The sequence below is a fragment of the Pseudovibrio sp. Ad26 genome, assembly GCF_001623285.1.
In the GTDB taxonomy this organism is placed as follows: Bacteria; Pseudomonadota; Alphaproteobacteria; order Rhizobiales; family Stappiaceae; genus Pseudovibrio; species Pseudovibrio ascidiaceicola.
Genome location: NZ_LMCE01000088.1, coordinates 459,460 through 486,416, shown reverse-complemented (window position 1 = coordinate 486,416; position 26,957 = coordinate 459,460). Strand labels below are relative to the sequence as shown.

The 26,957-nt window shown below is 51.2% G+C and carries 24 protein-coding genes; 12 read left to right on the top strand and 12 right to left on the bottom strand.

The features are described from left to right. Positions 1 to 5: 5 nt before the first annotated feature. The 4 genes from PsAD26_RS19425 to PsAD26_RS19415 form a co-directional block, all read right to left on the bottom strand. A complete protein-coding gene (locus tag PsAD26_RS19425) occupies positions 6 to 1,151 on the bottom strand; it encodes an HlyD family secretion protein (RefSeq protein ID WP_063311743.1) in 1,146 nt (381 codons plus the stop codon). Further along, the gene (locus PsAD26_RS28980; RefSeq protein ID WP_084403744.1) at positions 1,148 to 1,360 is read right to left on the bottom strand and encodes a DUF1656 domain-containing protein; all 213 of its coding nucleotides are present in this window, start codon (positions 1,358 to 1,360) and stop codon (positions 1,148 to 1,150) included. The genes PsAD26_RS19425 and PsAD26_RS28980 overlap by 4 nt, the downstream gene beginning before the upstream one ends. Positions 1,361 to 1,374: 14 nt before the next feature. Then, complete coding sequence (locus PsAD26_RS19420; protein WP_063311742.1) at positions 1,375 to 3,525, bottom strand: FUSC family protein; 2,151 nt, start codon at positions 3,523 to 3,525, stop codon at positions 1,375 to 1,377. 146 nt (positions 3,526 to 3,671) lie between these two features. Continuing rightward, complete coding sequence (locus tag PsAD26_RS19415) at positions 3,672 to 4,550, bottom strand: LysR family transcriptional regulator (protein ID WP_063311741.1); 879 nt, start codon at positions 4,548 to 4,550, stop codon at positions 3,672 to 3,674. 244 nt (positions 4,551 to 4,794) lie between these two features. Between PsAD26_RS19415 and blaPSV the strand changes: the two genes are divergently transcribed. Beyond that, the gene (blaPSV, locus tag PsAD26_RS19410) at positions 4,795 to 5,682 is read left to right on the top strand and encodes a PSV family class A beta-lactamase (protein WP_084403743.1); all 888 of its coding nucleotides are present in this window, start codon (positions 4,795 to 4,797) and stop codon (positions 5,680 to 5,682) included. A gap of 59 nt (positions 5,683 to 5,741) precedes the next feature. Here the strand turns inward: blaPSV and PsAD26_RS19405 are convergent, their stop codons facing one another. Then, on the bottom strand, positions 5,742 to 7,256 hold the full coding sequence (locus PsAD26_RS19405; protein WP_063311739.1) for an alkaline phosphatase family protein: 1,515 nt from the start codon (positions 7,254 to 7,256) through the stop codon (positions 5,742 to 5,744). 214 nt (positions 7,257 to 7,470) lie between these two features. On the opposite strand from PsAD26_RS19405, the gene PsAD26_RS19400 reads away from it, so the two are divergent. The 7 genes from PsAD26_RS19400 to PsAD26_RS19370 all read left to right on the top strand — a co-directional run bounded on the left by PsAD26_RS19400 (position 7,471) and on the right by PsAD26_RS19370 (position 15,730). Then, complete coding sequence (locus tag PsAD26_RS19400) at positions 7,471 to 8,244, top strand: DeoR/GlpR family DNA-binding transcription regulator (protein WP_063311738.1); 774 nt, start codon at positions 7,471 to 7,473, stop codon at positions 8,242 to 8,244. Between the two features lie 231 nt (positions 8,245 to 8,475). Continuing rightward, on the top strand, positions 8,476 to 9,297 hold the full coding sequence (locus PsAD26_RS19395) for an EamA family transporter (protein ID WP_063311776.1): 822 nt from the start codon (positions 8,476 to 8,478) through the stop codon (positions 9,295 to 9,297). Between the two features lie 204 nt (positions 9,298 to 9,501). Further along, positions 9,502 to 10,398 carry a LysR family transcriptional regulator gene (locus PsAD26_RS19390; RefSeq protein WP_063311737.1) on the top strand — a complete coding sequence of 299 codons (897 nt, stop codon included), beginning with the start codon at positions 9,502 to 9,504 and terminating at the stop codon, positions 10,396 to 10,398. A gap of 104 nt (positions 10,399 to 10,502) precedes the next feature. After that, the gene (locus PsAD26_RS19385; protein WP_063311736.1) at positions 10,503 to 10,979 is read left to right on the top strand and encodes a formate dehydrogenase subunit gamma; all 477 of its coding nucleotides are present in this window, start codon (positions 10,503 to 10,505) and stop codon (positions 10,977 to 10,979) included. Then, positions 10,979 to 12,535: an NADH-quinone oxidoreductase subunit NuoF gene (locus PsAD26_RS19380; protein ID WP_063311735.1), complete on the top strand. Its 1,557-nt coding sequence runs from the start codon at positions 10,979 to 10,981 to the stop codon at positions 12,533 to 12,535. The genes PsAD26_RS19385 and PsAD26_RS19380 overlap by 1 nt, the downstream gene beginning before the upstream one ends. A 4-nt stretch (positions 12,536 to 12,539) precedes the next feature. Next, positions 12,540 to 15,410, top strand: coding sequence for a formate dehydrogenase subunit alpha (fdhF, locus tag PsAD26_RS19375; protein WP_063311734.1), 2,871 nt, complete (start codon positions 12,540 to 12,542; stop codon positions 15,408 to 15,410). A 101-nt stretch (positions 15,411 to 15,511) separates the two neighbouring features. After that, positions 15,512 to 15,730, top strand: coding sequence for a formate dehydrogenase subunit delta (locus tag PsAD26_RS19370; protein ID WP_063307844.1), 219 nt, complete (start codon positions 15,512 to 15,514; stop codon positions 15,728 to 15,730). A gap of 78 nt (positions 15,731 to 15,808) precedes the next feature. On the opposite strand, the gene PsAD26_RS19365 is transcribed toward PsAD26_RS19370, so the two are convergent. The 4 genes from PsAD26_RS19365 to PsAD26_RS19350 all read right to left on the bottom strand — a co-directional run bounded on the left by PsAD26_RS19365 (position 15,809) and on the right by PsAD26_RS19350 (position 19,005). After that, positions 15,809 to 16,606, bottom strand: coding sequence for an enoyl-CoA hydratase-related protein (locus tag PsAD26_RS19365; protein ID WP_063311733.1), 798 nt, complete (start codon positions 16,604 to 16,606; stop codon positions 15,809 to 15,811). Positions 16,607 to 16,703: 97 nt separating this feature from the next. Next, positions 16,704 to 17,555 carry a carbon-nitrogen hydrolase family protein gene (locus PsAD26_RS19360; RefSeq protein WP_063311732.1) on the bottom strand — a complete coding sequence of 284 codons (852 nt, stop codon included), beginning with the start codon at positions 17,553 to 17,555 and terminating at the stop codon, positions 16,704 to 16,706. Positions 17,556 to 17,579: 24 nt separating this feature from the next. Further along, complete coding sequence (locus PsAD26_RS19355) at positions 17,580 to 18,458, bottom strand: MurR/RpiR family transcriptional regulator (protein WP_063311731.1); 879 nt, start codon at positions 18,456 to 18,458, stop codon at positions 17,580 to 17,582. Between the two features lie 136 nt (positions 18,459 to 18,594). Further along, the gene (locus PsAD26_RS19350; protein WP_063311730.1) at positions 18,595 to 19,005 is read right to left on the bottom strand and encodes a hypothetical protein; all 411 of its coding nucleotides are present in this window, start codon (positions 19,003 to 19,005) and stop codon (positions 18,595 to 18,597) included. Positions 19,006 to 19,062: 57 nt separating this feature from the next. Here PsAD26_RS19350 and dctP point away from each other — a divergent pair, with 57 nt between their 5' ends. The 4 genes from dctP (at position 19,063) to PsAD26_RS19330 (ending at position 23,831) form a co-directional block, all read left to right on the top strand. Continuing rightward, a complete protein-coding gene (gene dctP / locus PsAD26_RS19345) occupies positions 19,063 to 20,097 on the top strand; it encodes a TRAP transporter substrate-binding protein DctP (RefSeq protein ID WP_063311729.1) in 1,035 nt (344 codons plus the stop codon). A gap of 85 nt (positions 20,098 to 20,182) precedes the next feature. After that, positions 20,183 to 20,785 carry a TRAP transporter small permease gene (locus PsAD26_RS19340; RefSeq protein ID WP_057463692.1) on the top strand — a complete coding sequence of 201 codons (603 nt, stop codon included), beginning with the start codon at positions 20,183 to 20,185 and terminating at the stop codon, positions 20,783 to 20,785. After that, the gene (locus PsAD26_RS19335) at positions 20,782 to 22,071 is read left to right on the top strand and encodes a TRAP transporter large permease (protein ID WP_063289335.1); all 1,290 of its coding nucleotides are present in this window, start codon (positions 20,782 to 20,784) and stop codon (positions 22,069 to 22,071) included. Before PsAD26_RS19340 ends, PsAD26_RS19335 begins: the two co-directional genes overlap by 4 nt. A 395-nt stretch (positions 22,072 to 22,466) precedes the next feature. Beyond that, the gene (locus tag PsAD26_RS19330; protein WP_063311728.1) at positions 22,467 to 23,831 is read left to right on the top strand and encodes a TolC family outer membrane protein; all 1,365 of its coding nucleotides are present in this window, start codon (positions 22,467 to 22,469) and stop codon (positions 23,829 to 23,831) included. A gap of 131 nt (positions 23,832 to 23,962) precedes the next feature. Here PsAD26_RS19330 and PsAD26_RS19325 read toward each other — a convergent pair whose 3' ends face one another. The 3 genes from PsAD26_RS19325 to PsAD26_RS19315 form a co-directional block, all read right to left on the bottom strand. Further along, positions 23,963 to 26,188: an FHA domain-containing protein gene (locus PsAD26_RS19325; RefSeq protein WP_063305260.1), complete on the bottom strand. Its 2,226-nt coding sequence runs from the start codon at positions 26,186 to 26,188 to the stop codon at positions 23,963 to 23,965. Positions 26,189 to 26,368: 180 nt separating this feature from the next. Next, a complete protein-coding gene (locus PsAD26_RS19320) occupies positions 26,369 to 26,659 on the bottom strand; it encodes a hypothetical protein (RefSeq protein ID WP_057463700.1) in 291 nt (96 codons plus the stop codon). A 26-nt stretch (positions 26,660 to 26,685) separates the two neighbouring features. Further along, positions 26,686 to 26,925, bottom strand: coding sequence for an EscE/YscE/SsaE family type III secretion system needle protein co-chaperone (locus PsAD26_RS19315; RefSeq protein ID WP_063305259.1), 240 nt, complete (start codon positions 26,923 to 26,925; stop codon positions 26,686 to 26,688). Positions 26,926 to 26,957: the final 32 nt, after the last annotated feature.

The following is a 26,957-nucleotide window of genomic DNA, read 5'->3' as shown; positions in this document are numbered from 1 at the left end:
GAAAACTACTGAAACAGCAGTGGTGCTGGGGGTTCTTCGGGTGTGGTTGTGTCGTTGGCGGTGTTGGTTAGGACCAGGACGGAGACGGTTGTGCCTACGCGAAGGAGGATGTCTTTGGGAATGTCTGTGAGTTTTACGCGGACTGGGATACGCTGTGCAAGGCGGATCCATTCGAAGGTGGGGTTAATGTTGGGCAGAAGATCGGAGCCGGTGCTGCCATCTGATTGAGAGATGCCCCAGCCGATGCTTTCGACCTCGCCATGGACCACCTGATCAGGGTAAGCCATGAGAGTCATGACGACTTTGTCGCCGATGTTGATCCTGCGGATTTTTGTTTCTGGAAAGTATGCGTCGATCCAGAAGCTGGAAATGTCTACGAGGGCGAGTGCCGGCTGGTTTTCGACAGTTTGACTGCCCAAACGAAGGTTCAGATTGGTGACGTAGCCAGAGACTGGTGCGGATACATGTGAGAACCCTAGGTCCAGCTCCGCCATGCGTAATGCTGCTTTGGCAGAGCGTAACTGAGCGTTCTCGTCTCCTTTCGCTCCAAGTGTTGCCACGACCTGAGCCAGAGTTGCTTTTGCTTCAACAAGTGCAGCTTCAGCCTGAGCCAGACCTGATTGTGCTTGCTCAGCATCTGCCAGAGCAACAATGTAGCTTTTTTCGATTTGGTCATAGGTACGCTGAGTGACGAAACCATCCTTCAGAAGCTTTGCGTTTCTCTCCAGATTTCCCTTAATGTTTTTTAGGGTGGCTATGGATGAACGTACTTCCGAGTTTGCTTGCTCAATGTTTGAGCGGTATTGAGCGACGCTGGCCTCAGCCGCATCTCGTTCTCTTGCAAGGGCGTTGAGCTGATCGACTGTCTGGTCCAGATCGGCTTTCTTTTCCGCGTAGGTTGCTTCAAATGTCCTTGGATCGATACGGAAAAGCAGTTGCCCTGCTTGGACGCTCTGATTGTCTTTGATTGGAAGATCTACGATTGGGCCGGAGACACGGGTTGCTATTTGAATGACGTTTGCTCTGACTTGGCCATCGCGTGTCCATGGATTTTGCAGGTAGGCATAGTATTTGTAGGCGAAGGCGAGCACTGCCACGCCAACGATAGTGCCTGTGATTATTGCTTTATGTATGGGTTTTAATGCTTTCATATCGGAATAACCCAACTTCCAATTACTGCGGTATAGATGACTGCCAAAGCTATGAAGACGCCGGGCGGATAGAGGAGAAATCTGGAAAGCCGGTATCTGTTTAATAGGCGTGATGTGGTCCAACTAAGAAGCAAACCCAAGAACGAAGCGATCAAGAGAGGGGGGAAGTAAACAGAACCAAGAGCCCATTCACCAGGATAGCCATTCATTGACGCATACTCCTTTAAAAACGAGCTTCCTTCAGATACGGCCAGTTGACCTTTTGAGATTGCTTTTCGTAGTCCTCTAATGCCTGATAAACACTGCGAATACCTCCAAGAATGCGATAGACATTTAACTGTTCTCCTAACTCTACTTCGTCTTTGTTTTGCCTTTGCATGGCCTTTGAGATCGTTTCTTCTATTTCCGGAAGTTTGATTTTGCGTTCTTTTGCAGCGGCTTCTAATGCCTTTCCTGAGGGCTCTTCTACCAGTCCGGCGAGATCAGTCTTCAATTGGATGCTCCACCCGTGAATCTCCTGCTTTAGCACTGCATAAAATTGGTTCTCTTCTGCGGTTTTGAACTCGTCCATCAGAACAGTGAGGCGAATGGAAAGGGCTTCAAGCACAACGATAATCTTGATTAATTCGCTTTTCTCAATTTTGGGAGAAATCGCTGCTATCCAGCCTCGCATAATATGTGGGATGTTCTGGATTTCGTTGACATAATGGCGCCTCAGATAGCGCCGCCAGACAGTATCTTTTGAGGCGATACCGTTATTTTGATCGGCCAGAAGATAACTTGCACCGTTGAAGAAACGGCGTAGCAGGTTGAGGTATTGGATCTCTGGTCGAAGGTTGAGTGTGAATGTAGAAACACACGTAAATATCGCTATGACGATCAGGAAAACGAGCAGCTGATCGACTGCATAGCTAAAGCTGTATGTCTGATTGTTACTTATACCGGTCGTCATAACGAAGTTGGCAAGGCCAAACATTCGTCCCAGGGTCGCCTCGGGAGAGTGAAAGAAATAAGAAATGGAAAAAACAGATATGAAAATGACCGCGCCCAAAGACCAGAAGCTATGTAAATGCGGCATTAATAAAAGGTAGATGCATGCCGCGAAGATCGTTGATGGAACGCCGATTTTGAGTAGCCTTAGGGGCCTGATGTACGGGTCTGTTGACAAGGAAATGCTGTACACACCTGCCAGGATAAGGAGCACTGAGCCGCCTGGAATATCCGGGACATAAATGTAGATAATGTAAGCAACCCAAAGGCATAGAAATGCTCGAAAAGCGCCTTTCAAGGCTCCAATATTAATGATGTGATTTTTTTGCGGATGTGTAATTGTGAAGCTTGTATCAGAACGCTGGTGTAAGCCAAATATGACAGCGTTTATCTCATATAGCTGATATGTAATGTTCTCGAGATTCTTAAGTTGATTAACGTAAAGCGAAAGAGCTGCTTTCTCGAGTTGCTTGAGCCCTGTGGTATCGGATGTGTTTACATGAAACTCTCGTTGTGGACTGGTGTAGCTCATGTGGTCACCGGAAGACATCTGGGCGATGCCAGCTAAACGGTGCTCGATTTCCTCCATATATTGCTTGCGCCAAGGCAGGTGTTTTTCAAGATCAAGTCCTTGAACATCGTCTATGTTTTGTCGGCAAGCTTCGATTGCTCGTTCGTAGTCGATCCAGAGTTTGGATGTATCCTTCCATAAATCGTGGACTTCCCAGATTTCATAGCTTTCGAGTTGGGCAATATTAGAAAGCTCCTCAAATCTGGCTTGCAGCGCTGAGAATTTGCCTTGTTGCTTCAGGTATTGCCGCGGTGCGCGTGAGAACCCGTTGTCCAATGTGTCTTGAAAGATGCTAGCGGCAGCGCGGCTGAGTTGGCTGGTTGTGCCGTAAAGTGCTTTGGCTGATGTTTTTGGCCAGAGTATTGCTGAGACTACACTGTAGGTGATCACGCCTAAAGCGGTCTCTTCGATCCGTAACATTGCGGTATAAAATGCTGGTTCATTGCTTGAGGCTGAATCTACCGCGACAATAATTGTTACGAAGCCAGCCACGTTCCAAAAGTAAGCATTTCGTGTGGTGCTTTTCATATAAGTGCAAATTAAAACAAAGCTGGATAGGACAACCATAAACATCCAGCGTTGTTGCGGATATAAAGACAGGATCACCAGTGCAGCGACCGCTGCAAGGAGTGTCCCGCCTATGCGCTGCGCGCCTTTGTTGAAAGATTGCCCTGATGTTTCCAGCGAGATAAATGCAACGGCAAGCCCAGCCCAGTACGGGCGATCCCAATCCATGTAGAGCGCAATGGCGTAGGCGATCACCATTGCTAACCCAACCTTGATTGAATCCTTTGCTTTGTCGCTGAGAAACATATCCTCACTCGCTGACGTTTCCAGTCATGCCTGAAAAGCACTCCAGTCAAAATAGGTTGAAGACATGTGGGATAGGTTTTGGTTTTTCTTTCAATTCGTTGCGTTGTTTCATCATCCGTTTGAGCGGTGATAAGGCATGGCGGTCTTTAGGCTACGTGCTCAGACAGCTCAGAAAGTAACCAGCTTTTGAAGAGGGTGGTTGCTGCTGTGGTTGGTTTGGATTTGAGGTGGGTGAGCCAGTACTTGCCAGTTGTGATCTCGTTAGGAAATGGTCTGACTAAACGGCCTTCCGATATTCTGCGCTTGAACATGCCGTAGGGCAGAAGCGCGATGCCGAGGCCAGCTTCGACCATGTCGGCCATGGCAACGGATGAGTCGAAGACTGAGCCTGTTATTTTTGGGCAAGGCGTTGATGCGTTTTGGAACCATAATTCCCATTCATCTGAACGGTAGGACCGGAAAAGAATGTGCTTGGTGAGATCCTGAGGGGTTTTGAGGGACGCTCCAATATCTGGTGAGCACAAGGGAGTTAAAGGTGTTGTCAGCAACGGTGTCGCTTGCAAACCAGGCCTGAGCCCTTCTCCAAATCGTATTGCAATATCAAGGCCTTCTTTCGCTATGTCGACGCGGTTGTTGTTGGTGAACAGGCGCAGGTTCACACCGGGGTGTTTTTGCTGAAAATCTGGCAGGCGCTCTATGAGGTAGCCAGTTGCAAAGGTGGTCACAACGCCCACATTGAGAGTTTCCTGATAGCGACCATCAAGAAAACGATCGAGGACATTTCCGATCCTGTCGAAGCTTTGGGTGAGGATGGGGTGTAGGGCTGTGCCTTCATCGGTGAGGACCAGACCTTTTGGTGTGCGGTGGAAAAGAGATGTGCCGAGCAGTTCTTCCAGCGCGATAAGTTGATGGCTTACAGCAGCTTGTGTGTCACGCAGCTCGATTGCAGCGCGGGTAAAACTGCCTTGCCGGGCAGCGACTTCGAAGGCGCGCAGGGCGTTGAGGGGGATATTTGGACGGTCCATGCGTATTAGTTTTTCTAATATTTGTGTCGAGAATTAGTCGTTTGTGGCTCTACCTAAAAGTGTTTAGGTCTGAGGATGCATCTGATTAGTAAGGTGTCCACTACAAAGAGATTTCAGGTTTAAACGCAGGTTTTGGCGAATTTATGCTGCTGAGTGCTAGGCTTTGCGGTAACAGCCAAGCTGTATCTAAACTATGAGAATTATTTGTTTTGGGCACGCTCTTTGTCATTTTAGGAGTTTGACTATGCGGCGTCTTTTTCAAAGAATGCGTACACCTTTGAGGGTTTTTTCCTGCACTCTTGCTATTGTCTGGGGATTGCCAGCTGCTGCGGTCTCTGGAGAGCTGATGGACACTGTCACTCGTCTGGAGAGTGAGGTTGGTGGCCGAATTGGGGTTGTGTTGCAGCACACTGGATCTGAGTGGGGGATTGAACACCGGGAGGATGAGCGCTTTCCCATGGCCAGCACGTTTAAGGCCTTGCTCTGCGGAGCCGTTTTAAGCCGCGTTGATCGCGGTGAAGAGAGCCTTGATGATCTTGTCACTTACAAAGCAACCGAGCTCGTCTCTTATTCTCCTGTCACCAAGAACCATGTGGCTTCAGGAATGAGTGTTGGCCAGTTGTGTGAAGCGACGGTCACCATGAGCGATAACACTGCTGCAAACTTGCTTCTTAAACGTGTTGACGGGCCGGAGGGGTTGACCAGATTCTTACGTGGGCTTGGGGATCGCGTGACGCGTCTGGATCGGAATGAGCCAGCGCTGAATGAAGCCAAGCACGGAGATTCCCGTGATACCACCACACCTTCTGCGGTGCTGAAGACCTTGGACAGGCTGCTGTTTGAGGATGTGTTGCTCCCGTCTTCCCGCGCACAGCTGCAGCAGTGGATGGTGGATGACAAGGTTGCGGATGAGTTGATCCGAAAGCATCTGCCGAAGGGCTGGCGCATTGCAGACAAGAGCGGTGGAGGTCAGAATGGTTCGCGCGGGATTATCAGTGTTATCTGGCCGGAAACGGGAAAGCCATATTTGGCTTCGGTTTATATGATGGGCAGTGATGCGAGTTTTAAGCAGCGCAATGCGGTGATCGCCGATATTGGTAAGGCGATGATTGAGGAGATCAAGCAGCGTTGATCAGCTGTTTGTCTCTTTGCGATGAGAAACGGGGCATTTGGTGATGCCCCGTTTTTGGGTCAGTGCTTCGGGCCGTCTGTTGTGATCATCCAGTTGGACAGAGTCTTGTCCATGTTCTTCATACGGTGGCGGAGGAGTTCACGGGTCATACGGGCTAGTGTTTGAGCATGCTCTGGCTGTTCCGCCAGATTTTCCATTTCACCTTTGCCTTGTGCGTCAAACAGCATGGGGGGCAGATCGGCTGCAAATTCCACAAGTGTGAAACGCTCATCGCGTAAGATGCTCAGGCAGGAGTTGTCCAGTTTAGTTCCAAGTTGTTGCTGCCAGAGTGTTGGCTGCAGTGGATCTGCGAAGTCCAGCTCAGACATGGAGACAGTGCGCCAGTCCTCAGGTGTTACGCCTTTAAGGAACGGGAGGAGGGATTTGCCGTCCACGGAACTTGGGACTTCCTGCCCGACCCATTCCAGAATGGTTGGCATGATATCGATGGACTCGGTGATCTTTGAGACCTGCGTTCCGTGCTCTCCGTCTGGCATGCGGATGATAAGCGGGGTGTGGTAGGCCGCATCATAAACGGTCATTTTCCCCCAGCTGTGATGGTCGCCCAGCATTTCGCCATGGTCAGCTGTGATTATCACCATGGTATCGTCGTACTGTCCTGTGTCTTTGAGGAACTGCACAACACGGCCTACATGGTGATCCACTTCTGTGGCCAGCCCCAGATAGATTGCACGCAGGGTGCGGATGTTTTCGTCTGTTGGTTCCAGATCCGGGAAGCCTTCAACAAAGCTGGCTGCGCTGTTGTTCTGCATCACTGGAGTGAAAAACGGATGTTGGGCTTGCTCGTCTTCCATGCTTTCCAGCTGCTCTGGTTGCGGCAGGCTCTGCGGGTCGTACATGTCGTTATACGGGGCAGGGGCGACGAGCGGAGGGTGAGGCCGAATGTAAGTGAGGTGGGCGAACCAGTTTTGCTGGCTGTAGGCTGGCATGGTCTTCAGGAAGGCGTCTGTCAGAAAAGCCGTGTCGCTGTCCTTGGCTGCATAGAGCGCAGGATCATTGAGGCGTGGTGTTTTGCCTTCCGGTGAGACCGGTTTGTAGACGTCCCAGTACTTCTCAAATTTATAACCCTGGTTCATGAGGTGGGATTGCCATGGATAGGACATATCCATGCGCATCTCCATCATCTCATGGAAGCCGTTCATCGGGTATTCGTAGGTTCTGACTGCTGGATCGTTTGGGTGGAAGGCACGGGGATCCTGGGAAGTGTCTGTGTATCCAAACAACATGGGCAGATAGCCTGCCTTGCGCATTTGCGTTGCGATGTTGGGCGTGTCGTGGCGCAGGGGCGTGCCATTGCGAACGGAGCGGTGGTTCATGGCGTATTGCCCTGTCAGCAGTGACGCTCTGGATGGGCCGCAGGGATTGGTGACGGAGAAATGGCGCGTGAAGGTGACGCTCTCTTCCATGAACGCGCGTAGGTTTGGCAGGTTTACATGTTTGCCAAGTTCACCGAACACACAATCCGCGCGCAGCTGGTCGATGATGATAAAAAGCACATTGCGTTTGTTTTGCATGTTCCTGATCCCCCAAAGCCACAGGTGTGGCGCAGTCCGACAGACCGTTACTCCGGCAATATGAAAGAGAGATGTAACTGTGGTCGTTTGCCAGCAAATAATCCACAGCTACGCACAAATTCCAACATAATTCGACATATGTGTTGGAATTTGACTGTAGTTGTGGAGTAAGGCAGTCGCATAACGTGATTATCAGCGCAAACGTGAGGGGCAGATGTCTCATAGCCACCGCGAACTGGAACTTCTGGAAGTTTTGAAACGGCTTGGCGGATCAGCACGCAACGCTGATCTGGCTAAGGCGCTGGATGTTTCTGAAGAGACCGTACGACGGACTGTGAAGTCTTTGTCCATGACCTCTGAAATTGAGCGGGTGCGCGGTGGGGCGTATCTGGCGAGCTCGCAAAACGACCCAAGCTTCTTTCGTCGGATTTCACAGCGTACAGATGAGAAACGGCTGATCGCTTCTGTTGTGTGTGATGTGGTTGAAGATGGCATGACCGTCTATCTGGATGTCGGTTCAACCACTGCATATGTGGCAGAAGACTTGAGATTGCGGAAGAACCTGACGGTGGTCACAAACTCGATTGGAGTTGCGCAGACATTGGTGAATGTGAACGGCAACCGCGTGCATTTGCTTGGTGGTGAAATGCAGGTCAATGATCGGGGAACCTTTGGTCACGACACCTATTGTCAGGTACAGCGGTTCGCGCTTGATATGGCCATCTTCAGCCTTGATGCAGTCTCTGCCAGCAAGGGGTTTCTCTATCAAAGCAGTGTTGAATCCCAACTGAGTGCAGCCATTGCAGAGAAAGCGGATCAGGTGCTGGTTGCGTTTGATCATGGCAAGCTGAGTGAGACAGCGCCGTATATTGGACCAGATCCGCGGCAGGTGGATTATGTGGTGACCGACAGCCCGCTTGAAGAGCCGTTTGCGACTGCGTTTGCGGACTGGGGTATTCAATGCCTCATTGCCTCCCGAAAAAGCTGAGTTGAAACAAGACTACCCGCCTGTGGTTTGCTTAAGGCTGCACACAGGCAACCGGATGCAGAAATCGAAAACCTTCGAAATTACAGCATTTTAAAAGATAGATAAAACAAGATGGAAGCCGGTTTCTGGTGTTGCGAGGTCAGTCGCAGCTTGGATGATGGAGCTTTGCAAAAGCTGCCGGGCAGGCTTCCACACTACGAATGGTTTTGATTGATGAGCCTATCCATCATAATGATAATCCTTGCGGCAGCACTGCTGCATGCGATTTGGAATGCGATTGTTAAAACAGCCGGTGACCGCACACTTACTCTCGGACTTGTGGCATTCGGCCATGTGATCCCAGCGGGTGTGATGATCATGATCCTGCCTTTGCCAGCACCTGAGAGTTTTGGCTACGTGGCGCTCTCCACCTGCATTCACTTTGTCTACTATTACACGCTCGGGCAGGCATACCGTCATGGGGACCTGAGTGTGGTCTATCCCATTGCACGCGGTATTGTCCCGGCGCTGGTCTCCTTATGGGCGATGCTGTTTGTGGGCGAAGTGCTGCCGTTCTGGGCGTGGTTTGGCATTGGCTTGATTGGGTTTGGTATTCAGATGTCCAGCTGGTCTGCCTTGCGGCAAGGTGTTGGTGGTGCGGCGCTTGGGTTTGCGGTTGCCACGGGTGTTTGTATCTCCGCTTACTCGCTGGTTGACGGTGTTGGTGTCCGGCTCTCCGGTAATACCTTGAGCTATTGGGCATGGGGTGCGTTTTTGCAGGTCTTTATCGCGGCATTCATTGGTGTGCGGCGGTGGTCTGTTTTGCCAAGCCTTTCTAAAAGCACATGGGTACTGGGTCTGACGGGTGGTCTGGTTTCCATGATTGCTTATGGTCTGGTGCTTTACGCCAAAAACTTTGCACCGTTGGGCGCTGTCTCAGCCTTGCGCGAAACCTCCGTCATCTTTGCCGCCTTAATCGGCTTTATCGTCCTGGGTGAAGGCAACTGGGTGCGTCGCATGCTGGCCGCCATATTCATGGTCGCTGGTGTTAGCTTCATTGGTATGAACGTCTGATTGCAGAGTTTATCCAAACCGCGCGGTGTTCTTGACGTTCCGCGTTATCGTTCTTGCTCTGAATATGCTAGTTCATTTGAGAGCTAAGAAAAAACATCTAAGGGATTGCTTGTAGGAGGATATGAGCAATCCCGTGCAGTATTGGCCTGACAGACTGGTGCTTGCTGATGGATGGTGTTGCGGGAACGTTTGCGAGGATAATCCATGATCGATAAGCTGGAGATGTTTATTGCGTTGGCGCGTGAGAAGCATTTTGGGAAGGCGGCGGACGAGTGTGGTGTGACGCAACCGACGCTTTCGGCCAATATCAAACATCTTGAAGAACAGCTTGGCGCTCTGCTGGTTTTGCGTGGCTCGCGTTTTCAGGGGCTGACGCCAGAAGGGGAGCGGGTGCTGGAATGGGCCCGCAAGCTTGTGGCTGATACGCGGACCATGAAGCAGGAGCTGAAGGCGGTCAGTGATGGTCAATCAGGTACGTTGAGGATTGCCTCCATTCCCACAGCTCTGACATATGTTCCAGAACTCACCACATGCTTTAGCGAGGAAAACCCGGACGTTGATTTTGCGGTGTTCTCGCGACCATCCTCTGAGATTCTGGCGCAGCTGGAAAATCTGGAAATTGATGTGGGGCTGACCTATCTGGACAACGAGCCTTTGGGGCGGGTTTTGCAAATTCCGCTTTACCGAGAGCGCTACTGCTTTGTGGTGGCTGAAGGCGGGCCGCTTTCTGGCCGCGAGCATGCCACGTTGGAGGATGTGAGCAGGGTTCCGTTGTGCTTGCTGACCAGTGACATGCAATGCCGTCGTATCATCAACAATATCCTACATGATGTTGATGTGGTGGCAAAGCCTGTGCTGCAGTCAGATTCCATCATGTGTTTGCTGGCTCATGTGCGTACCGGGCGGTGGGGGACGATTATCCCGCAGGCCGTGGCGCAGACAATTGCCTCTGATCATCTGGAGATCATCCCGATCTCTGATCCTTATGCCAGTATTATGGTTGGATTGATTGCGACGCAACGTGAGCCTCGTGCGCCGCTTTTGGACATTTTTCTAAAGAGAATTACTAGAATTTCGCAGGGCAAAGAGCTCTCTACGTGATTTCATCGATAGGGATGTGCAATCGCCCAACGGATATATCATATTGATTGCCTGCGACATATTGTGCCAACACGAAGCATTGACGTGCGAGGAGGGAGGATTTTATGGCCTTGCAGACGCAATCGCAGGATATAGAAAAAGAAACGGCCGCGATTATTGATGTCCACGAACATCAGGAAGGGCCGCTCCTGCCAATCCTGCACGATGTGCAGGGGAAATTTGGTTATGTTCCCGAGGATGCGCTTTTAAAGATCGCAGATCGGTTGAACCTGAGCCGTGCTGAAGTGCACGGCACAATGAGTTTTTACCCCGACTTTCGTACAGAACCTGCCGGACGCCATGTGTTGAAGGTTTGTCGTGCAGAAGCCTGCCAGTCGATGGGCGGCGAAAAGCTTGCAGACGATATTCAAAGAGACCTTGGCATCAAGTGGCACGAAACCACACCTGATGGAAAGGTGACGCTGGAGCCGGTCTTTTGCCTTGGCCTATGCTCGTGTGCACCAGCTGCCATGATGGATGGCAACCTGCATGGGCGCCTTGATGAAGAGGCTGTGCTGAAGCTTGTTGAGGAGGTGAAGTGATGGGGGCTGTCCTTTTCGTTCCTTGCGACGCTGCTGCTTTGGCGGTTGGCGCCGACCGTGTTGCTGAGACGCTGGCGCAAGAGCTGCGTGTGCGCGGTGTGGATGCGACAATCATTCGTAACGGATCACGCGGTATGCACTGGCTGGAGCCGCTGGTTGAGATTGAAACCGAGCGGGGCCGGATAGCCTATGGTCCGGTGAAGCCATCTGATGTGGCAGGACTGCTGGATGTGGGTCTGCTGGATGGTGGTGACCATCCTTTGTGTCATGGCTTGACCGAAGAGATGCCTTATCTGAAGCGACAGACGCGTTTGACGTTCTCCCGTTGTGGCATCACTGACCCGCTTTCCCTTGAACATTACGAGATGCATCACGGTTTTCTTGGCCTGAAGCGTGCGCTTGAAATGACGCCTGCGGAAATTGTGCAGGATGTGACGGACAGTGGTCTACGTGGCCGCGGTGGCGCTGGTTTTCCTACGGGTATCAAATGGAACACTGTGCTGAAGGCGCAAGGTGCGCAGAAGTATATCGTTTGTAATGCCGATGAAGGGGACAGTGGTACGTTCTCTGACCGGATGATCATGGAGGGCGATCCGTTCGTTCTCATCGAAGGCATGACCATTGCGGGTATCGCGGTGGGCGCGACCAAGGGATACATCTACACCCGCTCTGAATACCCGCATGCGGTTGCTATTATGCAGGACGCGATCAAGATTGCGCGCAAAGCTGGCATTCTCGGAGCTTCTGTAATGGGCTCTGATCATGCGTTTGATATGGAAGTGCGTGAAGGGGCTGGTGCTTATGTGTGCGGTGAGGAAACCTCGCTGCTCAACAGCCTTGAAGGCAAACGCGGTATTGTGCGGGCCAAACCTCCGCTTCCTGCGATTGAGGGTCTGTTTGGCTGTCCGACTGTGGTCAACAACGTGATGTCGCTGGCGTCTGTGCCGATCATTATGAATCGCGGCGCACGGTTCTACCGAGATTATGGTGTTGGCTACTCCCACGGGACTATTCCGATCCAGTTGACTGGCAACATCAAGAACAGCGGGTTGTTTGAGACGGCTTTCGGTCTGACACTGAACGAGCTGATTTATGATATTGGCGGCGGCACGTTGAGCGGTCGTCCGGTGAAGGCTGTTCAGGTTGGCGGTCCGCTGGGGGCTTATTTCCCACCGTCTTTGTTTGACACGATCTTTGATTATGAGGCGTTTATTGAGCGTAATGGCATGATTGGCCATGCGGGGATCGTGGTGTTTGACGACACGGTCGATATGCTCAAGCAGGCACGTTTTGCCATGGAGTTCTGCGCCATTGAGAGCTGCGGCAAGTGTACGCCGTGCCGTATTGGGTCTGTGCGCGGTGTGGAAGTGCTGGACCGGATTGCCGAAGGGGATCAGCCGGAGCAGCAAGTGGAGTTGCTGACTGACCTTTGCGATACGATGAAGATGGGCTCGCTGTGTGCTCTTGGCGGGTTTGCACCTTATCCTGTGATGAGTTCTCTGACGCATTTTCCGCAGGATTTTCATGTAAAGCCATTAACAGACGCGGCGGAGTGAACCCATGACCCTGATTAAAGAAACAGACTTTGGTACTCCTCAATCGACCGCTGAAAAGACTGTCACTATCACCGTTGATGGTTTTGATGTGAGCGTGCCTGAAGGAACCTCTGTGATGCGGGCTTCCATGGAAGCTGGTATTCAGGTTCCCAAGTTGTGCGCGACGGATATGGTTGATGCCTTTGGCTCCTGCCGCCTGTGCCTGGTGGAGATTGAAGGACGCCGTGGAACGCCTGCCTCCTGTACCACTCTGGTGGAAGAGGGGATGCAGGTTCGCACCCAGACGGATCGCCTTAAGGGCCTGCGGCGTGGAGTGATGGAGCTTTACATCTCTGATCACCCGCTAGATTGTCTGACCTGCGCTGCCAATGGTGACTGTGAGCTGCAGGACATGGCCGGAGCGGTTGGTCTGCGCGATGTGCGCTATGGCGCTGATGCGCAGAACCACTTTAAAATGCGTGATGGCGGCGGTGAGGTGAATGCCTGCTGGAAGCCAAAAGATGAGAGCAATCCTTATTTCACCTATGACCCTGCCAAGTGCATTGTCTGCTCGCGCTGTGTGCGGGCCTGCGAAGAGGTGCAGGGAACTTTTGCGCTGACCATTACCGGTCGTGGCTTTGACTCTCGCGTGACTGCGGGCATGTCGGAGAGTTTCCTCGATTCTGAGTGTGTGTCCTGCGGAGCCTGTGTTCAGGCGTGTCCGACAGGGACGCTTCAGGAAAAGTCTGTTATCGATATCGGACAGCCGGAACGTTCTGTGGTGACGACCTGCGCTTACTGTGGTGTCGGCTGTTCTTTTAAGGCAGAGATGCGCGGTGATGAGCTGGTGCGTATGGTGCCGTATAAAGACGGCAAAGCGAACCGTGGTCATTCCTGCGTGAAAGGCCGCTTTGCATACGGATATGCTGCGCATCAGGACCGTATCCTCAACCCGATGGTTCGTGAGAGCGTTGATCTGCCATGGCGTGAAGTATCCTGGGATGAAGCGCTGAGCTTTGCAGCGAACAAGATGAAGGGCATTCAGCAGCAGTACGGCAAAGAGTCTGTTGGTGTGATCACGTCCTCTCGCTGTACCAATGAAGAGACTTTCCTTGTCCAGAAGCTGACCCGTGCCGTGTTTGAAAACAACAACACGGACACCTGCGCACGCGTATGTCATTCGCCAACCGGTTATGGCCTTGGTCAGACGTTTGGCACTTCTGCGGGAACGCAGGACTTTGACAGTGTTGAGCATTCCGATGTGGTGCTGGTTATCGGTGCTAACCCGACAGACGGGCATCCGGTGTTTGGTTCTCGTCTGAAGAAGCGTTTGCGTCAGGGCGCAAAGCTGATCGTGATTGATCCGCGCCGGACTGATCTGGTGAAGTCTCCGCATATCAAGGCATCGCACCATCTGGCGCTGCGTCCGGGAACGAACGTTGCCATTGTGACGGCAATGGCGCATGTGATCGTAACTGAAGGCTTGTTCGATGAAGCCTTCATTCGTGAACGCTGTGATATGGATGAGTTTCAGGATTACGTTGAGTTCGTCTCTAATCCGGCCAACAGCCCGGAAGCTGCTGAGTTGCTAACGGGTGTTCCTGCTGAGGAAGTGCGTGGCGCAGCGCGGCTTTATGCACGCGGCGGCAATGGTGCGATCTATTACGGTCTTGGCGTGACGGAACACAGTCAGGGGTCGACGACCGTTATCGGCATCGCCAACCTTGCCATGCTGACTGGCAACATCGGCAAGAAAGGCGTTGGTGTTAACCCGCTGCGTGGTCAAAACAACGTGCAGGGCTCCTGCGATATGGGGTCGTTCCCGCATGAGCTGCCGGGCTATCGCCATGTGAAGAATGCAGATGCGCGTGATATCTATGAGCAAATCTGGGGTGTGACTATCTCCGACGAACCGGGCTTACGTATTCCGAACATGCTTGATGCAGCTGTTGAAGGCACGTTCAAGGGTATCTACGTGCAGGGTGAGGATATCTTGCAGTCTGATCCTGATACGAAGCACGTAGCTGCAGGCCTTGCAGCTATGGAATGTGTGATCGTTCATGACCTGTTTTTGAATGAGACCGCGAACTATGCGCATGTGTTCTTGCCGGGTTCCACTTTCCTTGAGAAGGATGGCACCTTCACCAATGCTGAGCGCCGTATCAACCGCGTGCGTAAAGTGATGGCGCCGCGCAATGGCTATGCGGATTGGGAAGTGACCCAGTTGCTGGCCAATGCAATGGGCGCAGAGTGGAATTACACGCATCCTTCGCAGATCATGGAGGAGATTGCGGCAACCACTCCAAGCTTTGCCAATGTGACGTACGACCTTCTGGAAGAGAAGGGCTCTGTTCAGTGGCCTTGTAACGATGAGATGCCAGAAGGCACGCCAACCATGCATCTGGATGGGTTCGTTCGTGGTAAGGGCCGTTTCATTCGTACCGATTATGTCGCGACAGATGAGAAGACCGGACCACGCTTCCCGCTGCTTTTGACCACTGGCCGTATTCTGAGCCAATACAATGTTGGTGCCCAGACACGGCGTACAGACAATGTGGTTTGGCATGAGGAAGATGTGCTGGAGATCCATCCGCACGATGCAGAAGTGCGCGGCATTAAAGATGGTGACTGGCTCAAGCTTATGAGCCGTTCTGGCGAAACCAGCTTGCGGGCTAATGTGACGGATCGTGTTTCAACGGGTGTTGTTTACACCACGTTCCACCACCCAGCGACACAGGCAAACGTGGTGACGACCGACTATTCTGATTGGGCGACGAACTGTCCGGAATACAAGGTGACTGCGGTTCAGGTTTCTCTTTCCAACGGTCAGACAGACTGGCAGGAAGAGTATCAGGAACATGCTGCTCGGTCGCGCCGGATTGAAGCTGCGGAATAAGTGCATTGACGCTGGGCGGCATGAGCTTTTCTGACTTGAGAGAGGCTTGTGCAGTCTGGGTTCAATGGAACTGAGAATTCAAAAGGGAGGAGAGCTCGGGTATGGCACCAGAAAAGCTCACCTACATGGCAAACCAGATTGCTGGTTTCTTCAAGCATAAGCCGCATGAAGAGGCGGTTGCAGGTATTGCCGATCACATCAATGATTTTTGGGAGCCGCGCATGCGGTTGCAGCTGTTTGCTATCGTGAAGGATGGTGGAGAAGGGCTCAATCCGCTGGTTTTGGAAGCGGAACCTTCCATTCGCAGGCCTGCGAAGTAAGGCATCTCTCGTTTCTTGAATGAGCGCTGTACGCTGTCGGGTATCCGCCAGTATGCAGCGCTCTTCTTGTTTGCGGCCTTATTGCATCTTTTTCATAAAGGCGAGCACGGCTTCCAGATGTTCAGGCTCATTGTGGCTCATGCCCTGGAAACAGGCGGACAGATCGAGGAAGTCTTTTAACTCTGTACGCTGGGCCATCTTCAGCAGGCGTTTGGTGAGGCGCGTGGCCTTTGGGGGCTGGGAGGCGAACTGCTGAGCCATCTTGTTGGCTTCCGCCATGAGGTCTTCTGGCTCGTAGACATCCAGCACAAGACCGTACTCTTTGGCTTGCTGTGCGTTGATAATACGTCCTGACAGGGTGAGCTCTGCTGCGCGTTGGTAACCAATTAAGCGCTGCATGAACCACGCGCCGCCATCGCCGGGGATGATGCCAAGGTTCAGGAAGGTCTCACCGAACTTGGCTTTTGTGGAAGCAAGGCGGATGTCGCACATGTTGGCAAGGTCAAAGCCAGCTCCAATGGCAGGGCCGTTGACGGCTGCAATGACCGGCACTTCCACATTCTGCATGGCAAGGGGGATGCGTTGGATGCCGCGTCTGTAATGGTTTTCGACCTCAGCCACATTGCCAGCAAAGTCGCCGCCACGTTCTGCCATATCTTTAATGTTGCCGCCTGAGGAGAAGGCTGATCCTGCGCCTGTCAGAAGCAGTACAGAGGCTTCTGGGCAGGTGTTGATCCATTCTGCTGTGGCCACGATGTCATCAATCAGTGCAGAGCCGGTGAGGGCATTGCGCAGGTCATGACGGTTCATGGTTAGTGTGGCAACGCGCTTTTCAAGCGTCAGAGTTGCGTCAATGAGCTTTGGCAGATCTACCATCGCGTGTTTTTCCTCCAGAAAGTTGCAGTGGTGCGAGCGTTTCAGATCGCATCCTTACAACCGATACTAGAGGGAAAACTGACGGGAATAGAGCTAGCTATTGGTTGAGCAGCTCAGGTTCTTGATGCTTGAGTTGTGAGTAATCTTCCAGCAGGTCCTTGCGGAAAGTGTAGTCTTCGCGCACTTGATCAATGACCGCCGTATCCAGCTCAATGCTTGCGAAATGCTCGCCCGTTTGAGGGAAGGTGGTGCGCGGTGTGTTTTCATCTGTCCAGGGAGGGCAGAACGTTGAGTTGCCGAAGTTTTCTCCAGCCCGGTTGAGACTGAGGAAGAAGATCTGGCTCTCCAGAGCACGGGTGACCACAAAATCGTGCCAGCTGAAGAAGCTTTCATCCCGGGCATACGCGCCGCTGTGCAAGATCAGGTCAACGCCGTGTTGCAGGGCCAGCGTACGGCTGAGTTCAGGAATACGGATGTCATAGCAGATGATTGGCGCAACCTTTATTCCCTTCACGGAGAACGTGAAAAGGTGGTCGCCTTTTTCGAAGTATTCCTTCTCCATGGATGCACCATACTGGCAGATGTGGAGCTTATCGTAGTAGCCGATGACTGCCCCATCAGGCCCGACAGCGACCTGCGAGATCTTGTAGTGTTCCTCTGCTTTGCGCGGCATGCCAAAGACGATTGTGGTGTTATGCTCTTTTGCCAAAGAGCCAAATGCTTTGATGGAGGGGCCGTCTAGGTCTTCTGCCAGTACGCTGAGTTCAGCGAAGGCGGCTCTGGAGTAATCAACGGTCGAAAGCTCAGGTAGAACAACCAGATCATGTGGCTTTGTAGTGAGTTGCTGATGCAACTTGGCGGTCACGGAGCGCACGTGTGCGTCTCTTTGGTCTACTGTGGTCATTGCAGGAATGTTGATCTGACCGGCAAGGAGACTGAGCTTTGTCATATAGTATTCCGAGTTCTTATTGGTTTATTGGTCTGGCCAGTATTCGCCGAGTTCATTACGGCAGCGTTCCAGCCTTGTGATGTTGTCGATGACGACCTGCCCGCTATCTGCCACCAGTAAGCCAAGGATCATTTCCAGAAGTGCCGCAGTGGCGACGTAACTCTCAAAGAAATGCGGGCTTTGAACTGGTGTGAGCAGGAGGTCGGTTGAATAAGTGGCAAGCGGGGATGTTCTGGTATCGGTGATGCCGACAACCTTTGCACCCACTTCATAGGCCCGTTTTGCAACGAGTACTGTGTCTGCAGCGCACGGGTTCAGGGAGATTGCGACGACAACGTCATCGGCATTGATGTACTCAACCTGATCCGCGATTTCGCCATTCTTGCGATTGATGAGCCGCCAATTGCGAAAACACATGGAGGCAACATAGTGCAAGTAATTTGCGAGTGAGTGGGATGCATGCATACCCACGACAACCACGTTGCGCGCGGTGGCCAGTGACGAGACTATTTGTTGGAGATGATCCCGATCGACGGTGTCGAATAAATGCTTCAGGTTGCCAAGAGCTGCGCTTTTGAAGCTCTGCAAGGAAGCTTCAATATCTGAAGTGCCATGTGTGGCCTGCAGCTCTCCGGCTCTGGATGGATAGTTGGAGGAAAAATCCTCGAACCCGCCGCGATAAACATCACGCAAGGCATTGTAGGTGCCGAACTCAAGAGACTTCGCAAGGCGGTTCATTGTGGGAGGAGGGACGTCTGCGCGGGCTGCAACCTGACGCATGGACAGGGTGGCGACATCACTTGGGTATTCCAAGACATAAGCCGCGCTTTTTTTGAGCTGCTTACTTAGATTTGGATAGGCCTTCGTGAGTTGATCAACCGTCTCCTGATAGCTTTTCGTCATAGTTTCCCCTCCCAAACGAATCATTGTTTCAAATTTTTTGATGCAAATGGATCAAATGTATCAGCCACTCAAAATTCTCGATTTTTGCGCGGCGTGTTTCTGCACCTTCGATATTCCTCACGATTTTTGACCGATATTAAATTGATATATCAGTGTCTTTTTTTGATGCAGAAAGTTGCTGCTGCCATTTGGTTTGCCTAAATTGCCATAATTTGAAGAGCTTTCCGCCCAAAATTTCTTCAAATTCAGTAGATATGACTAGTTCATAAGGTGACAAATGGTCAATAGTGAAAAAAATATGGATCATTTGAATTATATCTAGTATGTTTCCCGAGTTAGTAAAAGTATGCATGTGAAACGCACTGCGCTTTATTGCCAGTTCTTCGCATCTATTCGGCAGAAGGGGATAAGCACTTACAGGGACATCGCTCATCAAGAGCAATGAAAGATGTTTCTGATTGCGGCCCTTGAGCTGTAGCAATCTAAAAATCTTGAGTGACACGATTTGACGCAAGTCACCAGTGTTGCGAGAGGCATAATCGGCCATCCGGGAGCCAATGATAAGCAATAGATGCGTATCTGGATGGTTATTAGGGAGACAAGAATGAACAAACCTAGCCTTAAATCTGTATCAAAGGGTTTCCGTCGCGTATTGAGCGTAGGTGCAGCAAGTGCAGTTGCTTTGACACTGGCGTCCTCCGTTTACGCTGCTGATCTGCGTCTGAAAATCGCTGGTACGGTACCTGTCGATCACGAAGGCACCAAAATGCTGAAGCAGATCGAAAAGGAAATTGAGGCTGCTGATGTTGGCCTGAAAGTTTCTGTCTTCCCTGCAAGCCAGCTCGGTTCCGGTGAGTCTCTGGTTGAAGACACCATCCGCGGTAACGTGGACTTTGTGATGGCGTTCATCTACTCCCACAAAGATCCAGTGCTCGACATCATGTCCATGCCATACCTGTTCACCAGCTGGGATGATCTGGAAAATGTGATGTTGAACCCAGATTCTGAGTACAACAAGATCATCAATGAGCGTCTTGAAAACCTCGGTCTGAAGCTGTTCAATCACAACCCTGAAGGTTTTGTTGGTGTTGTTGCGAACAAAAAGCCTGAAGACTATGCAGGCTTTGGCGACAAAGGCATGAACATCCGTGTCTGGTCTTCTGCTGTTGTTAAAGACATGGCTGAAACTCTGGGCTACAACACCACCACGATGGCTTGGGGTGATATGTTCCCTGCAATGCAGTCCGGTATTGTTGACGGCACCTTGTGCTGCACCAAGCAGGCTGCTTACACCATCTTCGCAAAGTCCAATGTTGGTAAGTACTTCGTAGAGTACAACGCGATCTCTGAAATCAACTCTTTCTATGGTTCTCTGAAAACCTGGAACAAGATGAATGATGAGCAGAAAGCTGTTGTGAAAGCTGCGTTTGATAAAGCTTCCAAGCAGTACTTCCAGTTCAACAAAGAGAACGATGCGAACTTCAAGCAGAAACTCGTAGAGTCTGGTTATGAAGTCCTGAGCTTCACCCCTGAGCAGGAAAAAGTTCTTGCTGAGCGTGTACGTGAAAAAGTTTGGCCTGCAATGGCTGAAGTTGTTGGTCAGGACACCATTGACCGTCTGAAGAAAGACTTCCAATAAGCCCTTCTCTTCAAGGCCGGCGCATACCCTGCGCCGGCCTTTTCTATGACTTATTTGGTTTCAAGAAACGAAGGGCAAATATCAGATGAGTATTCTGACGAGCGAACTTCCAAGGCCAGTGGCTAAACCGCTGAACGGCGTCATTAAACTGATGAACTTCATGATTACAGCCGGCGGTGTAATCATGGCGCTCACATTTTTTATGGTTGTGATTGTCCGTTATGGTTTTGGTGGCAACCTTTTTGCCTATGAAGAATGGCTGATGACCATCAGTTTCTGGATGTTCTTCATGGCTGCTGCTGTCGCCTCAGCACGCAAAGAGCATGTCAACGCAGACGTGCTTGGCTTTCTGATCAAAAACCCACGCATCATCTGGTGGCGTGAGGTGGCTGTAGAAATCATTGAAATTGGCGTTTTGAGTGCGGTCACGTATTGGGGCTGGCTCATGCTTGAGGAAGAACTTGCCTCCTACCCCATGTGGCAAACGACCGTTGCGCTGAAGATTCCATTCTTTGCGCCTCGATTAGCTATTTTCCTGGGCTTCCTGTTCATGACCATGTTCGCCGTGCTGCACTTTTATCTGCTGCTGCGAAACGGTCCTAAATGGCCGGAACGGGAACCCCGCGAAATTGCGGAAAACGTACACCCTGAAGAAGAACCAATAAAAGCTCAAGGGGCAGCGCAATGATTATTGTTGGGTCAATTGCCATTCTATGCGGCCTTTTGCTGCTTGGTGTAAGCGTACACCTAGCATTTGGCGCAATTCTTATTTTCCTTGCCTATATGGGCGGCCATGATGTTGCTGGTTATCTACCAACCGGCCACTGGAAAATGAACAATGTGGTTCTGCTGGCTATTCCGCTGTTCATTATTGCTGGCGGCATTATGGAAAAAGGGCGTATCGCTGCGCCTCTTGTCAGCGTGGCGGAGCTGTTTGTCGGGCACATCAAAGGTGGTTTGTCTGCTGCGACAGTGCTTGCGTCCGGTGTATTCGGTTCAATTTCCGGAAGTGCAAACGCGACACTGACTTGCATTGGTGGCATCATGATGCCGCATCTGCGCAAAGCCAACTATCCTGAAGGACAGTCTGCTGCGCTGATCGTCAGTGCTGCACCGCTTGGATTGTTGATCCCACCAAGCGCTTCTCACATTTTGTATGCCTGGGTCGCACAGCAGTCCGTGCTGCGTGCATTCCTTTCCACCGTCATTCCCGGTTTGATCCTCATTACGCTTTTGATCATCGTAAACCAGGTGATGCTGCGCAAGCATAAAGACATCAATCTGGAAAAGCGTCCAGATGACTTCAACTACGAGTTCAAGCGTCGCGGCCTGAAAGCGTTTCCTGCATTGATGATGCCTGTCATCATCCTCGGCGGGATCTATGGTGGCATCATGACACCAACGGAAGCCGCTGGTGTTGCTGTTGTTTATGCGATCCCTGTTGCGATTTACGTTTACCGTGGTCTGACCTGGAAAACGTTCCGTGAAACCATTTTGAACTCAGGCATCACCATTGGGGTGGTTATGGCGATGATCTTCATGGTGTTGATCGTGAGCCGGTTCCTGATCTTTGAAGACATCCCGGCGATTGCAGAGGAGTTTGTTTACTCCGTCTCTGAAGACCCAATCATGATCTTGCTGATGGTGAATCTGGTGATGATCATCATCGGTATGTTGATGGATGATATCTCCGGCATCCTGCTCTCAACGCCGCTGCTGCTTCCAATCGTACAGGGCGTTGGTATGGATCCAATCCACTTTGCGGCTGTTTTGGGTGTGAACCTGGGCATGGCGAACATTACGCCACCGACTGCTCCGCTGCTGTATCTGGGATCCAAGGTGACAGAAACCTCGGTCGATAAGATGCTGAAGCCGACGTTGATGTTCATCTTCTTTGCATGGTTGCCGACACTGGTGCTGACCACGTTCATTCCGCAGCTGGCTCTGTACATTCCAAACCTGCTGCTGAACTAAGCGTTTTGCAAAATGATGCAGATTTTAAAGAGGCGGATGTCGAAGCATCCGCCTCTTTTTTGTGAGGGATGTTTCATGAAAATTGAGGGGGGATAGACGTGGATTGAAATAAAACCAGCCCTAATAGTTGAAATTTAAATTAAATTTTAACTGACTTAAGTGGCTGCGATGAAAGTTTATTGTCTGTTCAAAAGTGATTTCTATTTGTTCAACTACACGTTTTGAGGGTGTGACTTACTCTGTCCGGAAAGGTACTAGATAAAATATTCTAGTTGAATTTACCTAATAATATTCATTTTCCAGATCAGCCGATAATCCTCGCTTTGTAAGCGAGGCGCTGTCTTTGGCCGCTATAGAAGTGCGCCCAAAGTAGAAAAGTCATTGGGGTGTAGGTAATGCTTTTTCGAGGTACTTCTGTTGCACTGTTGATGTGCGCGTTGGGAGTGACGTCTGCTCATTCTGCGTCTTTACGAGATGCTGTTGAAGCCGCCGTTCTCACTAATCCAGACATTGTAGAGTCCGCTGCAAACAGAAGGGCGCGTGATCAGGAATTGCGTGCTTCTCAAAGTGCGTTCATGCCGAAGTTGAGTGTGAATGCTTCTTTTGGTGCGGAGCGCTTGCGCAGGGCACAATCCAACACCACTGAGCAATGGCGTGCAGCCAAGCAGGTGAGTGTTGAGGCTGAGCAGCTGTTGTTTGACGGCTTCGGCTCAGTGAATGAGATCTATCGCCAGAGCGCCCGTGTTGATGGTGCTGCTCTGCGTGTTCTGGAACGCTCTGAAGCGATTGCACTTGATGCTGTTGAAGCCTATGTCGATGTTGTGCGCCATCAGAAGATTCTGAACAAATCCAAAGAGAACACTGCACTTCACCAGCGTCTCGCACGTGAAGTGAAAGAACGTTACGATGGCGGTGAAACTGGTGCCGCTGATCTTGCTCAGGTGCAGGAACGTGTTGCCGCCACTCGCATGATTACAGCAAGCGTGCGTAAGTCATTGCTGGATGCAATGGCGAAGTATCGCCGCGTCGTTGGTGTTGCTCCAAGCAATCTGGGTGCTGTTTCTGCTGCAAACTCAGCTGCTGCAAAGAGTTTGTCTTCTGCACTTGCAATGTCCCGTCAGAGCAATCCGCTGATCTTGTCGGCTGAGGCTGACACGGATGCTGCTGGTTTTGCGATTGAGCAGAGCAACTCCTCCTTCATGCCACGGGTTACTCTGAATGGGTCTGCCAATTTCGGAGATGACCTGAATGGTTATGAAGGACGTAGTGATGACTACCGCATCATGGTTCGCCTGAGATGGAACCTTTACAATGGCGGTTATGACAGTGCGATGCGTGGCCGTGCGGTTGAACAGCATGCAGAAGCACAGGCACGTGTTGATCGTATGCGCCGCGAAACTGATGAAGCTGTTGAGCAAGCATGGGCGTCTGTTCAAACAACACGCGAGCGCATCTCCGCTCTGCGTCAAACCGTTTCTGCCAACCAGCGTGTTGTGAGCGGCTACCGTCAGGAATACAACATTGGTCAGCGCTCATTGCTGGATGTGCTGAACGCTGAAAACGCGTTGTTTAACAGCCGCATCGATCTGATTTCTGCAGAATATATTCTGAAGTTCTCTACCTATCAGCTGCAAGGTACCACCGGTAACCTGCTGGCGATGTTCAACATCACTCCACCAGCTGAATCAAGAGCGGACCGCCGCGGGAACACATCGATCTTCCCTCAAGCTGCGGGTTTCCAGATTGAACCACTTCGTTAAAGTGGTGCTGGATGATGATGGCTCTTATAGTCAAGTAGACGTTGTGGCCTAAGAAAAAGCCGGGTCTCATATGAGACCCGGCTTTTCGTATGTTTGTACAGTAAGTGCTCTACTGTTTGTTGAGCGATGGCTTACTGCCTCGCGTTTGCTTCGCGGACGACCCAGGCTGTCTGATCGCCATATATCGCGACAGAGTATCCTTCATACTCACGGATCAAAGCACCCAGCTCGCCGACAGCAAGGAGGCGGCTGCTTTGATCGATGGACTGGCCGATTTTGTAGCGTTTGTTTTCGCTGTTCAAAACATAGCGTTCACCGATCAGACTCGCTCCGGTGACAGTCAGAGACGGAGATGAGAGGTCCCGCGTCAGGAAGCTGATGAAACCAGGGTTTCGCAAGCTCTCTCTAATGAAGTTGGAGTAGGGGATCAAATCAATGTTGTTGCTTTTTTCTGATTTGATCAGGCAGTCGCGTGTTGCAGCTGGATTGACTGCAGCTTCCAAAATGTAGCGCTGGCGTTCCTCTGGAAACGTTGTGAGAGCGAGGCTTTCGCTGCTGCTCAGGATATCGAGCCACAGTACAGTCACAGGGATCTGTGAGACTGGTACTGAAAGATTTTCAGAGCAGAGAGGACCCTCAGAGGGCGGCGTTACAAGCAAGGGCAGGAAGTTCTTTTTCAGCTCTTCAGGTATCACGCCTTTGGCCTTAGCGGATTCCATCCAAGCAAGGAACACGACTTCAGCCGCTTCGTTAAGCTCAGGATCGTCCAGAGCGACGTTTTGGAACCGGACATCTGCTTTACTTTGAGAGATTGCGCCCTGTTGCTTTTCGCTTTTTGCTTCCAGCTTTCCGTTTGTCGTCTGTTGGCCTGCATCTGTTTCTTCTAACACTGTCGGCTGACTGGTTGGTGACGTTGATGCTTGAGCGGATGCAATGCCGATGCTACTTAGCAAACGTTCAGTTGCTTTTTGAAGCGGTGTTGCAGGTGCTTCAGGGCCAGTTTTGCGTTGTCCTGCCGCATTGCTCTTGGCGAGGCGGCTGGAAGTTTTTTGATTTGGCTGGCTAGGTGCAAAACCGTCTTGCTGTTTGATTGCCCGCGCCAGTTCCAATACTTTGGTTTGGCGTTCTTCGACCGGTTCATTCGTGAGTGGATCAACAGCAGCAAGCAGGGGTTCAATACCGCCATCAAAGTTGGCTTTGAGATCTACGACCTGTCCGTTTTCTTGTACCAACTTGACGAGAGAACGCAGTGGAATAAACGTAGCGTACTGCCTGGAGTACGAGCGTAAGAAGCCAGACCAGCGATCAATGTCCTGGCTTGCTATGATACCGCTGACTTCAAGAGTTTCATCGTCGAGACGGAAGATGATGGTGTCATCAATCAAAGCACGCTTGGCCAGCTTGCGCACATCCAGAAGATAATCATCTGCAGTTTTGATGTTTGATGTTACGCCGGAGATGCCATTCAGCCCGCGTAGGTCCGCGATTAGCTGGTCAGCACTTGCTTTATCGAGAACAGAACCGCTCAGGGTTAACTCTCCGTCATCCGCAAGTGCGAAGCTTACGTTGGATCCACGAGATTGCAGATAACCTGCAATATCTTTTTTCAGTGTTTCGATGACGCGCACGCGCAAGCGGACAGGTACTTCAGTGCGTTCTACTGCCTCTGTGATTGCCCGGCGCTGAACAGGTTCGCTGACATAGCCTGTCAGATAGATCTGATCATCCACGTCCTGACGCAGGCTCAGTCTTTCTGCAAAGGGGAGATCTGCCAGAGCGATACGCACTGCATCAATGCCGCCATTCGGGAGGGCACTTGCTGTGCGAGGAGATATTTTGCCTGAGCCAACGAGGTAAAAACCACCAAGAACGACGGCGCTTGCAACTGTTGCAAAAGCTATGCGTTTGCGGTGTTTTGCAATTGGAGCAAATATCGCGTCAACGTGCTTTGCATTCTCGCCAAGGATTGAGTTTGCTGCAGAGTTCTCTGCTGTTTGCTCGTCATCTTCATGGGGAGCATTCAACGCTTTGCTTAGTGTTGCCCATTGAGCGTTTTTGGCGCCAAGTGCAATTTTGATGACACCAATGCTGATGACATCAAGAGGCTCAATCTCGACCCATTCGTCATTGCCACTACTTAGGGAGACACCGTTTTCTGTCCGGACATCTCCTGCCTTTGCAGAGATTTCGATTTTGTTGTCTTGCAGGCGTAGCTGCATATGGCTTGCGGCAACGCTCAGATCTGCCAGTTGCAAATCGTCGTTTCTGTCCGAACCAAGTGTATACTCACCCGGCTCGAGCATGACTTCCGCGCCAGCCTGTTGGCCTACAAGAATTTTGAGGATGAGTTTACCCATTCGCCGTCCCACCTAAACAAGCGCTGGAGTTCGCCAGATTGACTATTTGCCAAAAGCGAACTGGAAAATGCCATGGATTGTCAGCGTTCGGGAAGACCGAACCTGTCTCATGGACCTGAATATACAAAGGCTCTCTTCCACACTCGCTTTGGCAACCGGAAGAGAGCCTTTTAAAATGATTTAGGCAATGTTACGTGCGCAGGCCTTGACCATATCGGCGTGCGCCTTCACCATGCTGGTTCGTGTCTGACCCATGGTGGTATAAGTGTTCACAAGCAGCTGCAGAGTGAACATTTTTTCGGTCTCAGCCAAGTTGGAGTTCTGAGCTTCAATGATTTTGTCATTGATCTTGTCCATCTCGGTCTGAAAGCGCACGCTGATGTCGAGCGCGTTCATACCAGCTTTGTTTTCTAATGCTTTCTCAACGGTTGAAGTATACGGGGTATCTACACCTGTGACAAAACTGACCATTTTGAAACTCCTGCTTTTACGCGGCTCTAATTCTGGACTGGAAACTTGCGCAGGACGTCCTGTGCTGCAGCGATGCCGTTTATCACTGTTTGAATACGTTGGTAGTCCACCTCAGTTTGAGGCTCCTCGGATTTTTCACGTACCCAAGAGGAAAGAGCGTCCAATTTCTTTTCGAGTTTTTGGGCATGTTCTGAACCTTGCTGACTTTTTAAAGTCTCTTCCAGATCGGTGACATACATCTCGTTATTGGTGTTTTCGTCTTGCACGCGTTAGTCCTTTGTTGCAACGCTTACCAGCT